We start from the raw sequence: 14,604 nt of genomic DNA on the forward strand, positions 1-14,604 counted from the left end.
AAAGGAAATTATGTCAGAAGAAAGAGTAGAACCAAAACCGATTGATCTCGGAGAGTACAAGTTTGGTTTCCATGACGATGTTGAACCTGTCCTCTCGACAGGGAAAGGGCTGAATGAAGCGGTCATTCGTGAGCTTTCTGCAGCCAAGGATGAACCAGAATGGATGCTGGATTTCCGCCTCAAATCCTACGAGGCTTTCAAGAAGATGCCAATGCAGACTTGGGGGCCGGATTTGTCAGAAATTAATTTCGACGACTTGATTTATTACCAAAAGGCCTCTGATAAACCTGCTAGAAGCTGGGATGAAGTACCTGAGAAGATTAAGGAAACCTTTGAGAAAATTGGAATCCCAGAAGCGGAGAGAGCCTATCTCGCTGGTGCGGCGGCCCAGTATGAATCAGAAGTGGTCTACCACAATATGAAGGAAGAGTTCCAAAAGCTAGGAATCGTCTTTACGGATACCGACTCAGCTCTTAAGGAATATCCAGAGCTCTTCAAGCAGTATTTTGCTAAGCTGGTTCCTCCGACAGATAACAAGCTAGCAGCTCTCAACTCCGCCGTCTGGTCAGGTGGTACCTTTATCTATGTGCCAAAAGGTGTCAAGGTAGATGTTCCTTTGCAGACTTATTTCCGGATTAACAATGAAAATTCTGGTCAGTTTGAGCGGACTTTGATTATCGTTGATGAGGGTGCTAGCGTCCATTATGTTGAGGGATGTACTGCTCCGACGTACTCTAGTAATAGTCTACATGCCGCGATTGTTGAAATTTTTGCCCTCGATGGGGCCTATATGCGCTACACCACTATTCAAAACTGGTCCGATAATGTCTACAACCTCGTGACCAAGCGGGCGCGAGCTATGAAAGATGCGACGGTTGAGTGGATTGACGGGAACCTTGGTGCAAAAACAACTATGAAGTATCCGTCTGTTTATCTGGATGGACCTGGAGCGCGCGGAACAATGTTGTCTATTGCCTTTGCCAATACCAATCAGCACCAAGATACAGGGGCTAAGATGATTCATAATGCTCCGCATACCAGCTCATCTATCGTGTCTAAGTCTATTGCTAAGGGTGGAGGTAAGGTGGATTACCGCGGTCAAGTGACCTTTGGAAAGAATTCACAGAAATCTGTCAGCCATATTGAGTGTGATACGATTATCATGGATGATATTTCAGCATCAGATACCATTCCTTTTAATGAAATTCATAACTCTCAGGTGGCTCTGGAGCATGAGGCCAAGGTTTCTAAGATTTCAGAAGAACAACTCTACTATCTCATGAGCCGTGGCTTGTCCGAGTCTGAAGCCACCGAAATGATTGTCATGGGCTTTGTTGAGCCTTTCACCAAAGAACTGCCTATGGAGTATGCTGTTGAGCTTAACCGCTTGATCAGTTATGAAATGGAAGGATCAGTTGGGTAAAGCTTCGTCTAAGCAAAATTTTGAATCACTGCTTGAAGAACCGCATTGCGAGTTAATATTAGAAGAAGTTTGCTAGTTCTAGTCCAACATTTAGAAAACATACAAAACAGCCACGAATCATTTGATTCGCGGCTGTTTTTTATAGTTTCTCGTTGACATAGCGGACGAAGTCATTCCACCAGACCTTGAAGAAAATACTTTTTTCCACCTCTTGGCCTGCCACCATTGTGACAGAAGGTGCTTTGTTTTCCAGATAGCCTTGGCCGATCGGTTCAGGGTCGGTATAGGTCAGGGTACCAAGTTCAGTATTTTTTTTCAGCGGAGCTTGGAAGCCTTTTTCGTTGGTTGAAAATTCTACCTTGTGCTCAGCCTGATTGGCAATGCGCTCAATGATGGTGAAATCCTTGCTGGCGACGGCTGGAACGGTCTTTTGCTTGCCGTCAATAACTGTTGAATGGCTTTTATTGTAGGCCTCCCCCTCAGCCACAATAGTCGTCTGGGTGAAGTTTTGCGAAACATAGTTCATTAAAGACGCTGTGGCTACAAAGCGTGCGTAGGGGTCGCCGTCAGTTTGCTCAACGTCCAGCACAACTGTAATCATGCGGATGCCATTTTCAGTAGTTGTCGCAACAAAGGAAGAGCCACCCTTATCCGAACTGCCGGCTTTGAGTCCGTCTACACCTGAGCGGAAGTTGGATTGGTTTTCCAGCATGAAGTTATAATTTTCAAGACTCGTCCCTGCGATTTTAGCTGTGGACTTGGAAGTGATCTCTGTCACTTGAGGGAAGTCCATAATCAGATGCCGGCTGATAACAGCCAAGTCGTAGGCACTGAATTTGTTTTCAGTATCCTTGCTTTTTTTAGCTGTGCTAGCTGAGGCGCTATACTCTGTTTCTTCAGTTGCGTATTCTAGAAGAAGAGTATTCAGCCCTGTGGAGTTCACAATAGTAGCATCTTTGATACCCCATTCTTTAAGCTTAGCCTTCATCATCTGGACGAAATTTTCTTCGCTGCCTCCAACCTTCTCAGCCAAGGCAATCGTGGCACTGTTGGAGCTGGACATCAAGGAAGCGGCAATCAAGTCCTTGACTTTGTAACGTTTGGCTTCCAAAGGGACATTGCTGATATTTGGATTAGATATTAGATTGTAGGCGTAGTCTGAGATATCAACATAGGTATCGGCAGTCAGGTCTCCTCTGTCAATGGCTTCATAGACCAGATAGACGGTCAAAAGATTGGTGATGGAGCCGACTTCGATTGGAGTATTAGCATCTTTTTCGTAGAGAATCTTTCCAGAAGTAGCGTCCACAGCTATTGCGCTCTTAGCGGCAATGTTGAAATCATCTGCTGCAACCTTGCTGGCGGTCATTCCGACCAAAACTAGTAAACATAGGAATAATCGTTTCATTTCTTTCCCCTAAAACAAGATATAACCATTGTATCATAAAAAGCTCTTTTCTTTCACAAATGAAGGATAATAAAAATATTACAGAATAGATGTAAAAAGGCGCTGATATTGACTTTAAACGCATTTTTATAAAGTTTAGCATAGAAAAATATGACAATAATTAAAAAATATTTGAAATAACACAGTTTATAAGGCTGAAAAATAGAAAATTATTACTTTTTTACATAAAGCGTTTACTTTTTTAGAAAAATATTGTATAATAATACAATATACTGAATTGAGAAGGAGAATGCTCATGAAAAAATCTAAATGGTTGGCCATTACTGGACTGACAGTCGTGTCAACACTGATTTTAGCTGCTTGTGGAAACTCTAGTGCCAGCAATACCTATTCTTATGTCTATTTGAGTGACCCTGATACTTTGGACTATGTCAATTCAAATCGGGCTACTACGTCCGATGTTATTACAAACTTGGTGGACGGCCTTTTAGAAAATGATAAATATGGCAATTTGGTTCCATCTATTGCGGAAGACTGGACTGTTTCAAAGGATGGTTTGACCTATACCTATAAGCTTCGTAAAGATGCTAAGTGGTACACATCAGATGGTGAAGAATATGCAGAGGTTAAAGCACAAGACTTTGTAGCAGGTTTGAAGCACGCGGCAGATGAAAATTCTGAAGCTCTTCCTATCGTCCAAAGCTCTATCAAAGGCTTGGATGCCTATGTCAAAGGAGAGTCTAAAGACTTCTCAACAGTTGGAGTAAAAGCAGTTGATGACCACACGGTCGAATACACGCTCAACCAGCCAGAAAGCTACTGGAACTCTAAGACGACCATGGGGATTCTGTTCCCCATCAATGAGGATTTCTTGAAGTCACAAGGCAAAGATTTTGGTACCGTAAAACCTTCTTCCATTCTTTATAACGGACCTTATGTTCTGAAAGCATTCACTTCTAAGTCTGTCATTGAATATGCTAAAAACCAGAACTATTGGGATAAGGACAATGTCAAGGTTGAAAATATAAAACTGACTTATTTTGATGGTTCGGATCAGGAATCCTTGATCCGCAACTTCTCAGACGGGGCTTATTCTCAAGCACGGCTTTACCCTACGAGCTCTAACTATGCTTCTGTAGAAAAGCAGTACAAAGACAATATTATTTACACACCACAGAATTCAACTAGTTTCTATTTTGCTTTCAATCTGAATCGTAAGACTTATAATCATTCGTCTAAGACATCAGATGCTCAAAAGGCATCAACTACAGCTGCTATTCAAAATAAAGACTTCCGTCAGGCAATCAACTTTGCCTTTGACCGGACATCTTTTGGAGCTCAGATGAATGGTAAAGATGGGGCGACTAAACTCATCCGTAGCTTACTTGTTCCTCCTAGCTTCGTGCAGGTTGATGGCAAAGACTTTTCAGATGTAGTAGAGAGCAAACTTCCTACATACGGTGATGAGTGGAGCGGTGTCAAACTGACAGATGCCCAAGACAGCATCTACAATGCTGATAAAGCCAAGGCGGAATTTGCCAAGGCAAAAGAAACCTTGCAAGCTGAAGGTGTAGAATTCCCAATCCATATTGACGTCCCTGTCGATCAGTCTGATAAGGTTATGGTACAACGGACGAATTCCTTCAAACAGTCTGTCGAATCAGCGCTTGGCCAAGAAAATGTTGTCATCGATGTTCAGCAAATGTCTACGGACGACTTTGATAACTCAGCCTACTTTGCAGAAACAGCAGCTCAGAAAGACTACGATCTCAACATGTCTGGCTGGTCAGCAGACTACCAAGATCCATCAACTTATCTGAATATCTTTAACCCTGAAACAGGTGATGCTGCAGATAATATTGGTATAGAAAAAGGGAAAAATGCTGATGTGGCAAATAAGGTTGGCTTGAATGAATACAAGGCTCTGCTGGATGAAGCTGATCAAGAAAAACAAGATACAGATGCTCGTTACACCAAGTACGCAGCAGCTCAGGCTTGGTTGACGGATAGCTCCATTGTTATTCCTAGTGTTTCTGGTGGTGGTTCACCAGTCGTTCAGAAGGTTGTGCCATTTACCAAGTCTTACTCTTATGTCGGAATTAAAGGAGATGCCTATGTCTTTAAGAACATGGAGCTCCAAAATGATATTGTGACAGCCAAAGACTATGAAGCAGCTCTTAAGAAATGGGAAAAAGAAAAGGAAGCATCCAATAAAAAAGCCCAAGAAGAGCTAGAAAAACATATCAAATAAGATTCTGAACAGCAAAAGTTTGACACTTTATTAGCTGTCTTGAATCAAGTTGTTTAGTTGAGAGAACATTTTTGTTCTCTCTTTTTTATATCGGCCTCCATTACATTGAAGCGTTTACATCCTGTCGCAGAAATGCTATAATGAAAGTAATCTTAATGAAAACTGGAGGAAGTTTATGAAAACATCTAAGTTAGCTGCAGCTGCTGGGCTTGTCATTCTCTCTGCAGGAATTCTGGCTGCCTGTTCGTTTGGTGGCTCCAATTCATCTGGGAAAAACTATAGCTATGTTTATACCGCAGATCCAGATACGCTGGATTACACTGTGTCCAATAAACGAGCAACCAATGAGATTATGGCTAATGTAGTGGATGGTTTGCTGGAAAGCGATAAGTATGGTAACTTAGTGCCTTCTTTGGCAGAAGATTGGACCGTTTCAAAAGATGGTCTGACCTATACTTATAAGCTTCGTGAGGGAGTGAAATGGTATACTTCTGATGGTGAAGAGTATGCAGATGTGACTGCTAAGGACTTTGTAACCAGTCTGAAGCATGCCGCTGACAGCAAGTCTGATGGTCTTTATATCGTTCAAAAATCCATTAAAGGCTTGGACGACTATGTCAATGGTAAAATAACTGACTTCTCCCAAGTGGGTGTCAAGGCGGTGGATGATTCTACTGTTCAATACACTCTCAATCAGCCAGAAAGTTTCTGGAATTCTAAGACAACCATGGGGATTCTTTTCCCGATCAATGAAGAATTTCTGAAATCAAAAGGTGACAAATTTGCTCAGGGAACGGATCCGACCAGTGTCCTCTATAACGGTCCGTTTATCTTGAAATCCATCACTTCGAAATCTCAAATTAGCTTAGAGAAAAATCCAAACTATTGGGATAAGGAAAAGGTAAAAATTGACACTGTCAAGTTCTCTTACTATGATGGTCAAGATACAGAATCTCTAGTGCGTGGCTTCTCTGACGGCAATTACACCATTGCTCGTCTTTTCCCAAATAGCTCCAACTTTGCCAGTGTGAAGAAACAGTATGGTGACAATATCGTCTACACTCCTCAAGGTTCAGGAACCTTCTTTGTTACAACTAATATCGACCGTCAGTCTTACGAGCATACTTCTAAGACAACGGATGCACAGAAATCGTCCACTAAGAAAGCACTGCTCAATAAAGATTTCCGTCAGGCTCTGCTTTTTGCCTTTGACCGTACTGCCTATTCTGCCCAAACCAATGGCGAAGAAGCAGCAGACAAGCAACTTCGTAATACCTTTGTTCCGCCAACCTTTGTTCAAGCTAATGGTAAAGAGTTCGGCAGCATTGTAGAAGAAAATCTAGCTAGTTACGGTGATGAGTGGAAGGGAGTCAAATTAGACGACGCTCAGGATGGCTTTTATAATCCAGAAAAAGCCAAGGCAGAATTTGCCAAAGCTAAAGAAGCGCTGCAGGCAGAAGGAGTGGAATTCCCAATTCATCTGGATATCCCGGTCAGCTCAGCAGATACCAATGGTGTTAAGAGTGTTCAGTCATTGAAGCAGTCTATTGAAGCCAACCTTGGCTCTGACAATGTAGTAATTGATATTCAGCAGATGACAGATGATGAGTTGAATAATATCACCTACTTTGCGACCTCTGCATCCCAAGAAGACTGGGATTTGAATAATAATCTCGGTTGGAGCCCAGATTATAACGATCCATCTTCTTATTTGGAAATCACTGGTTCTAAGACAGGTGAAAATGTTGACAGCTACTTTGGATTTGATCCTGGTACGGATAATGCAGCAGCTAAAGAGGCTGGCTTTGAAGAGTATGATAAACTCTTGGAAGACGCTGCTTCAGAAAACGAGGACATTAACAAACGTTACGAAAAATATGCAGCAGCTCAGGCTTGGCTGACAGACAGTGCCCTGTTGATGCCGGCATGGTCATCTGGTGCAACACCAAGTGTCCGTAAGGTTGTTCCATTCTCAGGACCATTTGCTTGGACTGGAAACAAGGGTGAATACAGCTTTAAATATGTTGAAATCCAAGATAAACCAATAACGACTAAAGAATATGAAAAAGCGCGTGAAAAATGGGCAAAAGAAAAGGAAGAATCCAATAAAAAAGCTCAAAAAGAACTCGCAGAACATATCAAATAAAGCAAGAAAATCCCATTGTAGCAACAGTGGGATTTTTGATGATTTTAGAGGCGGAATAGGCGAGACTAAAGTTGTCTAATCCTAGATGACAGACATGCGGGAAACCTAATTACATAAACATCTGAGGGTGCCAGTGAGCTAACTTAATATTCTGAAAATTTATTTTACTTTTAGTACTATCTATGCTATAATCTTAATTAAATCTAAAAATCTAAAAGATGGAGAAACCCATATGAAACAAAGTAAAGTCCTTGCGCTAGCAGGAGTTACTCTTCTTGCAGCTGGCTTTCTTGCAGCTTGCTCAGGCTCTAAGCCAAACACAAAGTCAGGCAGCTCAGACTCTTCTAACACCTTTAATTATATCTACGAGACAGATCCTGAAAACTTGAACTATCTCACTTCAAGTAAGGCTGCTACAACAGACTTGACAGCCAATGTCATTGACGGTCTTTTAGAAAACGACCAATATGGAAACTTGGTTCCTTCAATGGCAGAGGAATGGACTGTATCCCCAGATGGGAAAACTTACACTTACAAACTTCGCAAAAATGCTAAGTGGTATACTTCCGAAGGTGAAGAATACGCAGATGTCACAGCAGAAGACTTTGTTACAGGTCTTAAGTATGCAGCAGACAATAAATCTGAAACACTGTACTTGGTTCAGGATTCTGTCAAAGGGCTTAAGGACTATATTTCTGGGAAGATTGATTTCTCAGAAGTAGGGATCAAAGCGGTCGATGATCATACCGTTGAGTATACTCTTAATGAGCCAGAAAGCTTCTGGAACTCTAAGACTACAATGGGGATTCTCTACCCAGTAAACAAAGACTTTTTGGAAAACCAAGGCGATAAGTTCGCTCAAGCAACTGATCCAACAAGCTTGCTTTATAACGGACCTTTCTTGCTTAAATCATTGACTTCAAAATCTGAAATTCAATTTGAGAAGAATCCTAATTATTGGGACAAAGAAAATGTTCACGTAGATGCAGTTAAACTCTCTTTCTATGATGGACAAGATCAAGGGAAACTAGCTGAGCAGTTCAGCCAAGGCGCATTGACAACAGCCAGACTTTTCCCAACTAGTGCGACTTATGAAAAGGTTGAAAAAGACTTTAAAGATAATATCGTCTATACACCTCAAGATGCTTCAACTTTCTTGGTAGGCACAAACATTGATCGTCAGTCTTACAACCATACTGCTAAGACATCAGAAGCTCAAAAGACTTCAACTAAGAAAGCCTTGCTTAACAAGGACTTCCGTCAGGCTTTGACCTTTGCCTTCAATCGTGAGTCCTATGCATCTCAGATTAATGGTAAGGACGGAGCAGACAAACTTCTTCGTAACCTTTACATCCCACCTACATTTGTGCAGGCTGGTGACAAGTCCTTCGGTGACTTAGTTAAGGAAAAAGTAGTAACTTATGGCGACGAATGGAAAGACGTTGACTTCTCAGATGGTCAAGATGGTCTCTATAACGAGAACAAAGCAAAGGCTGAATTCGCTAAAGCAAAAGAAGCTTTGAAAGCTGATGGAGTGGAATTCCCAATTCATCTGGACATTCCGGTTGATCAAACAGCTACTTCTAAAGTACAGCGCGTTCAATCCCTCAAGCAATCCATTGAGAAGACTTTGGGAACAGATAATGTTGTGATTGATGTTCACCAATTGTCTAAGGATGAAGTGACTAACATTACCTTGTTTGCTCCTTCTGCTGCTGAAGAGGACTGGGATATTTCAGATAATGTCGGCTGGTCTCCGGACTATCAAGATCCATCTACCTATCTTGATGTTATCAAACCTGGTGGTGAAAACACCAAGACCTTCTTAGGATTTGATGGCACAGATAATGCCGCAGCGAAACAAGTTGGTTTGGATGAATATACCAAGCTGGTTGACGAAGCTGGTGCAGAAAAGCAAGATTTGAACAAGCGTTATGAAAAATATGCGGCTGCTCAGGCTTGGCTGACTGATAGTGCTTTGTTGATTCCGGTAACTTCTAGAACAGGTCGTCCAACCTTGACTAAGGTAGTGCCTTTCTCAGCACCGTTTGCTTGGTCTGGTGCTAAGGCGCGTGAAGCAGCAAGTTATAAATACATGAAATTGCAGGATGAGCCTGTAACGACAAAAGATTATAATAGCGCTCAGGAAAAATGGAATAAAGAACGTGCTGAATCTAATAAAAAAGCTCAAGAAGAATTAGCAGACCACGTGAAATAAGCTTGCTAAGAGAACTTTCTCTAATAGAGGAGAAAGTTCTTTTGGAATTTAAAGGAAACGATAAATGAAAAAATATATTTTTATGCGTATCTTACGCTCAATTGTGTCGATTTTCTTGGTGACGACCCTGACTTATGCCATTATCTATACTATGGTGCCAAGAAGGTTGATTTTCAAGCAGGATCCTAACTATAATAAGATAGCGACCAATAAAGATAAAAAGACTAACTATGAAAACACCATCTTTGAGCGGATGGGTTACATTGACTATTATGATACCAAGGAGCTGCAGGAGAAAGCCAGTAAGGAAGATTCTTCTGTTACCACAGAAGCTACTGAAGCAAACGAGAAGATTTATCAGAAGTATATTGATAAACTCGGTAATGGCTGGAAATTGCAGAAATTCCCACTGAGCGGAGAATTCTATGCTGTACGTGAAGTACCTGTTTATGAACGTGTCTTTGAGTTCTATGCTAATTTGATTCAAATTGACCATCCAAATGTTATCCAAGATGAGGAGAATCCAAACCTAGAGCGTTATATCCGGTTTGAAAATGATCCTTCTGTTGGCTGGTCTCTTGTGGGTTCTGGTACTAAGCATAAATATTTGCTTTACTTTAATGGTCAGTTTCCATTTGTCCACCAGAACTTTATTACCTTTAATTTAGGTAATTCTTATCCAACCTATGCCAATATCCCTGTTCTGCAGGTTATTACACAAGGGCAAGGACAAACTAAGTCTTCCGAAGTTCAATTCCCAACAGGTAAAAAGACATCGTCTGTTAATATTTATTCTCGTACTTACAAGACGCCAAGCAAAGCCGATTCACAGGACATTGCTAAGTTTGGTAAGGGAGATGCCTATACAGCGACTCAAAGCAACTATCAAAATCCATCCATGATTACCAGCTCAGCCATTATCGGTTTGATTGGTGTGGCTCTGTCTTATCTGATTGCTATTCCACTCGGTTCCTACATGGCTCGACTCAAGAATACATGGTTTGATAGCATTTCTACAGCGGGCTTGACCTTTATGATGTCACTGCCAACCATTGCCTTGGTTTACATTGTCCGTTTGGCGGGGTCTGCTGTTGGTCTTCCAGATTCCTTCCCAATCTTGGGTGCGGGAGATTGGCGTTCTTATGTTCTGCCAGCTGTCATTTTAGGGCTTTTGAGTGCTCCTTGGACAGCAGTTTGGATTCGCCGGTATATGATTGACCTGCAGTCTCAGGACTTTGTCCGCTTTGCGCGTGCAAAGGGACTCTCTGAAAAAGAAATTTCTAACAAGCACATCTTTAAAAACGCTATGGTGCCGCTGGTATCTAGTATCCCAGCTTCTATCGTTGGTGTTATTGCAGGTGCGACCTTGACAGAAACAGTCTTTGCTTTCCCTGGTATGGGTAAGATGCTGATTGATTCCGTCAAGGCATCCAATAACTCTATGGTTGTTGGTCTTGTATTCATCTTCACATGTCTGTCTATCTTTGCTCTCTTGCTGGGTGACATTCTGATGACTGTACTGGACCCACGTATCAAGTTAACATCAAAAGGAGGTAAATAATGGCTACAATTGATAAAAGCAAATTCCAATTTGTCAAACGTGACGATTTTGCCTCTGAAACGATTGATGCTCCAGCCTACTCTTACTGGAAATCAGTCATGCGTCAATTTCTGAAAAAGAAATCAACCATTACCATGCTGGGGATTCTGATTGCCATTATTCTTATGAGCTTCATTTATCCTATGTTTTCAAACTTCGACTTTAATGACGTGAGCAAGGTAAATGATTTTAGCATGCGTTATATCAAGCCAAGTGCCCAGTACTGGTTTGGAACAGATAGTAATGGTAAGTCTCTCTTTGACGGTGTTTGGTTTGGTGCCCGTAACTCTATTCTTATTTCGATTATTGCGACGGTTATTAATCTGGCTATCGGAGTTATCATTGGCGGCATCTGGGGAATTTCCAAAACAGTTGACCGTGTCATGATGGAAATCTACAATATCATTTCAAATATCCCAGCCCTCTTGATTGTCATTGTCTTGACCTACTCTATCGGTGCTGGTTTCTGGAATCTTATTTTTGCCATGACGATTACTGGTTGGGTCGGTATTGCCTACACTATCCGTGTGCAGATTATGCGCTATCGGGATTTGGAATACAACCTTGCCTCTCGTACTCTTGGTACACCAACTCTCAAGATTGTAACGAAGAACATTATGCCGCAGTTGGTATCTGTTATTGTGACCACCACTTCACAAATGTTGCCAAGCTTTATCTCTTACGAAGCCTTTCTGTCCTTCTTTGGATTAGGGCTTCCTGTAACAGTGCCAAGTTTGGGACGCTTGATTTCAGATTATTCACAAAACGTGACGACAAATGCTTACCTCTTTTGGATTCCACTCACAACTCTGATTTTGGTATCCCTTACTTTCTTCGTAGTTGGTCAAAACTTAGCCGACGCCAGCGATCCACGTACACATAGATAGGAGTAAATATGACAAAGAATGAAAATGTAATATTGACTGCTCGCGATATTGTCGTGGAATTTGATGTTCGCGACCGAGTTTTAACAGCCATTCGCGGAGTCTCTCTGGACTTGATTGAAGGCGAAGTACTGGCTATTGTTGGTGAATCTGGTTCAGGTAAGTCTGTCTTAACCAAAACCTTTACTGGTATGTTAGAAGAAAATGGCCGTGTAGCCCAAGGAACCATTGACTACCGCGGCAAAGATTTGACAACTCTTCGGAGTAATAAGGATTGGGAGCCGATTCGCGGTGCAAAAATTGCAACTATCTTCCAAGATCCGATGACGAGCTTGGATCCCATTAATACGATTGGGAGCCAGATTACAGAGGTCATTATCAAGCACCAAGGAAAATCAGCCAAAGAAGCTAAAAAAATGGCCATTGACTACATGAGTAAGGTCGGGATTCCAGATGCAGAAAAACGTTTCGAAGAATATCCTTTCCAATACTCAGGTGGTATGCGTCAGCGGATTGTAATTGCTATTGCCTTGGCTTGCCGCCCTGATATTCTTATCTGTGATGAGCCGACAACGGCCCTCGATGTAACGATTCAAGCGCAGATCATTGACTTGCTCAAATCATTGCAGCAAGAATATCATTTCACAACTATCTTTATTACGCACGACCTTGGTGTTGTGGCTAGTATTGCAGATAAGGTTGCGGTCATGTATGCCGGTGAAATTGTAGAATACGGTACAGTTGAAGAAATCTTCTACGAGCCAAAACATCCTTATACATGGAGTTTGCTATCCAGTTTACCTCAGTTGGCAGATGCGAATGGTGCGCTCTACTCGATTCCTGGTACTCCGCCGTCACTTTATTCACCAATCAAAGGGGATGCCTTTGCATTGCGTTCTGACTATGCCATGTCAATTGACTTTGAAGAAGAAGCACCAGCTTTCAATGTGTCAGATACTCATTGGGCTAAGACTTGGCTGCTGCACGAAGATGCACCTAAGGTTGATAAACCAGAGATCATCGAAAACCTGCATGAAAAAATTCGTTCAAAAATGGGCTTCAATCAATTAGAAGCTTAGGAGGAAGGAAATGACTGAAAAATTAGTTGAAATTAAAGATTTAGAAATTTCCTTCGGTGAAGGAAGTAAGAAATTTGTGGCAGTTAAAAATGCAAATTTCTTCATCAACAAGGGGGAAACTTTCTCTCTTGTAGGGGAATCAGGCTCTGGTAAGACTACTATTGGTCGAGCTATTATCGGCCTTAATGATACCAGTGCAGGCGATATCTTCTACGAAGGCAAAAAGATTAATGGTAAAAAGTCAAAAGCAGAAGAAGCAGACTTGATTCGCAAGATTCAGATGATTTTCCAAGACCCAGCAGCTAGCCTGAATGAACGTGCAACGGTTGACTATATCATATCTGAGGGGCTCTATAATTACCATTTGTTTGATAGCGAAGAAGATCGTCAAAGAAAAGTCAAAGATATCATCAATGAAGTTGGTTTGTTGGCTGAGCATTTAACTCGCTATCCTCACGAATTCTCTGGTGGACAGCGTCAGCGGATTGGGATTGCTCGTGCTCTGGTCATGCAACCAGACTTCGTTATTGCTGATGAGCCGATTTCTGCCTTGGACGTATCTGTTCGGGCTCAGGTTTTGAATCTTTTGAAAAAATTTCAAAAAGAGCTTGGCTTGACCTACCTGTTTATTGCCCATGACCTTTCGGTAGTTCGTTTTATTTCTGATCGTATCGCCGTGATTTACAAAGGTGTCATTGTAGAAGTGGCAGAGACAGAGGAATTGTTCAACCATCCTGTCCACCCTTATACACAATCCCTGCTCTCAGCTGTTCCAATTCCAGACCCAATCTTGGAGCGTAAAAAAGTGTTGAAGGTCTATGATCCTGAACAGCACGATTATTCTGTTGACAAACCAGAAATGTCTGAGATTCGTCCAGGACACTACGTCTGGGCTAATAAAGCTGAACTCGAAAAGTATAAACAAGAACAAAAATAGAAAAAATGTCCGAAAGGGCATTTTTTGCGCCTTTAAAAGAAAGAATGTAGGTCAATTTACCATCCTCAAAGGTATGTAAAACTATTCACCAATTTAAAAATAATAATTTTTTAATTTTTTTCAAAAAAGGTATTGACAGTTGGGTGGTATAGGTGATATACTAATATAGTTGTCGCGAAAGACAAAGCCCTTTGAAAACTGAACAAGACGAACCAAGTGCAGGGTGACATAGAGATATGTAACCTGTCAAAAAAACGAAAATAAATCTGTCAGTGGACAGTAATGAGTGCGAACTCAAACTTTTTAATGAGAGTTTGATCCTGGCTCAGGACGAACGCTGGCGGCGTGCCTAATACATGCAAGTAGAACGCTGAAGAGAGGAGCTTGCTCTTCTTGGATGAGTTGCGAACGGGTGAGTAACGCGTAGGTAACCTGCCTGGTAGCGGGGGATAACTATTGGAAACGATAGCTAATACCGCATAACAACAGTTGTTGCATGACAGCTGTTTAAAAGATGCAATTGCATCACTACCAGATGGACCTGCGTTGTATTAGCTAGTTGGTGAGGTAACGGCTCACCAAGGCGACGATACATAGCCGACCTGAGAGGGTGATCGGCCACACTGGGACTGAGACACGGCCCAGACGCCTACGGGAG

9 protein-coding genes and 1 rRNA gene are annotated in these 14,604 nt (G+C 41.8%); 9 read left to right on the forward strand and 1 reads right to left on the reverse strand.

Features of this window, described 5'->3' with window-relative positions:
• The first annotated feature begins 10 nt into the window (after positions 1-10).
• Positions 11-1,423 carry a Fe-S cluster assembly protein SufB gene (gene sufB, locus HMPREF1150_RS03000; protein WP_002893631.1) on the forward strand — a complete coding sequence of 471 codons (1,413 nt, stop codon included), beginning with the start codon at positions 11-13 and terminating at the stop codon, positions 1,421-1,423.
• 139 nt (positions 1,424-1,562) lie between these two features.
• Here the strand turns inward: sufB and pbp3 are convergent, their stop codons facing one another.
• Entirely contained in the window at positions 1,563-2,831 is a 1,269-nt protein-coding gene (gene pbp3 / locus HMPREF1150_RS02995; RefSeq protein WP_009660110.1) for a D-alanyl-D-alanine carboxypeptidase PBP3, read from the reverse strand.
• A gap of 295 nt (positions 2,832-3,126) precedes the next feature.
• On the opposite strand from pbp3, the gene HMPREF1150_RS02990 reads away from it, so the two are divergent.
• The 8 genes from HMPREF1150_RS02990 to HMPREF1150_RS02955 form a co-directional block, all read left to right on the forward strand.
• Entirely contained in the window at positions 3,127-5,082 is a 1,956-nt protein-coding gene (locus tag HMPREF1150_RS02990) for a peptide ABC transporter substrate-binding protein (RefSeq protein ID WP_009660057.1), read from the forward strand.
• Positions 5,083-5,257: 175 nt separating this feature from the next.
• Complete coding sequence (locus HMPREF1150_RS02985; protein ID WP_009660121.1) at positions 5,258-7,228, forward strand: peptide ABC transporter substrate-binding protein; 1,971 nt, start codon at positions 5,258-5,260, stop codon at positions 7,226-7,228.
• Positions 7,229-7,460: 232 nt separating this feature from the next.
• Positions 7,461-9,446, forward strand: coding sequence for a peptide ABC transporter substrate-binding protein (locus tag HMPREF1150_RS02980; RefSeq protein WP_002902450.1), 1,986 nt, complete (start codon positions 7,461-7,463; stop codon positions 9,444-9,446).
• 64 nt (positions 9,447-9,510) lie between these two features.
• The gene (locus tag HMPREF1150_RS02975; RefSeq protein ID WP_002902452.1) at positions 9,511-11,007 is read left to right on the forward strand and encodes an ABC transporter permease; all 1,497 of its coding nucleotides are present in this window, start codon (positions 9,511-9,513) and stop codon (positions 11,005-11,007) included.
• Positions 11,007-11,933: an oligopeptide ABC transporter permease OppC gene (gene oppC, locus HMPREF1150_RS02970; protein ID WP_002898857.1), complete on the forward strand. Its 927-nt coding sequence runs from the start codon at positions 11,007-11,009 to the stop codon at positions 11,931-11,933. Before HMPREF1150_RS02975 ends, oppC begins: the two co-directional genes overlap by 1 nt.
• A gap of 8 nt (positions 11,934-11,941) precedes the next feature.
• Positions 11,942-13,009, forward strand: a complete 1,068-nt coding sequence (locus HMPREF1150_RS02965) for an ABC transporter ATP-binding protein (RefSeq protein WP_002893620.1) — start codon at positions 11,942-11,944, stop codon at positions 13,007-13,009.
• Between the two features lie 10 nt (positions 13,010-13,019).
• Positions 13,020-13,946, forward strand: a complete 927-nt coding sequence (locus tag HMPREF1150_RS02960; protein WP_004185480.1) for an ATP-binding cassette domain-containing protein — start codon at positions 13,020-13,022, stop codon at positions 13,944-13,946.
• A 302-nt stretch (positions 13,947-14,248) separates the two neighbouring features.
• A 16S ribosomal RNA gene (locus HMPREF1150_RS02955) occupies positions 14,249-14,604 on the forward strand; the annotation flags it as partial.

The organism is Streptococcus sp. AS14 (assembly GCF_000286495.1).
GTDB classification, from domain to species: domain Bacteria; phylum Bacillota; class Bacilli; order Lactobacillales; family Streptococcaceae; genus Streptococcus; species Streptococcus sanguinis_P.

Bases quoted from the DNA above. Each gene is read 5' to 3' on its own strand.
- sufB (WP_002893631.1), top strand. From the start codon at position 11: ATGTCAGAAGAAAGAGTAGAACCAAAACCGATTGATCTCGGAGAGTAC.
- pbp3 (WP_009660110.1), bottom strand. From the start codon at position 2,831: ATGAAACGATTATTCCTATGTTTACTAGTTTTGGTCGGAATGACCGCC.
- HMPREF1150_RS02990 (WP_009660057.1), top strand. From the start codon at position 3,127: ATGAAAAAATCTAAATGGTTGGCCATTACTGGACTGACAGTCGTGTCA.
- HMPREF1150_RS02985 (WP_009660121.1), top strand. From the start codon at position 5,258: ATGAAAACATCTAAGTTAGCTGCAGCTGCTGGGCTTGTCATTCTCTCT.
- HMPREF1150_RS02980 (WP_002902450.1), top strand. From the start codon at position 7,461: ATGAAACAAAGTAAAGTCCTTGCGCTAGCAGGAGTTACTCTTCTTGCA.
- HMPREF1150_RS02975 (WP_002902452.1), top strand. From the start codon at position 9,511: ATGAAAAAATATATTTTTATGCGTATCTTACGCTCAATTGTGTCGATT.
- oppC (WP_002898857.1), top strand. From the start codon at position 11,007: ATGGCTACAATTGATAAAAGCAAATTCCAATTTGTCAAACGTGACGAT.
- HMPREF1150_RS02965 (WP_002893620.1), top strand. From the start codon at position 11,942: ATGACAAAGAATGAAAATGTAATATTGACTGCTCGCGATATTGTCGTG.
- HMPREF1150_RS02960 (WP_004185480.1), top strand. From the start codon at position 13,020: ATGACTGAAAAATTAGTTGAAATTAAAGATTTAGAAATTTCCTTCGGT.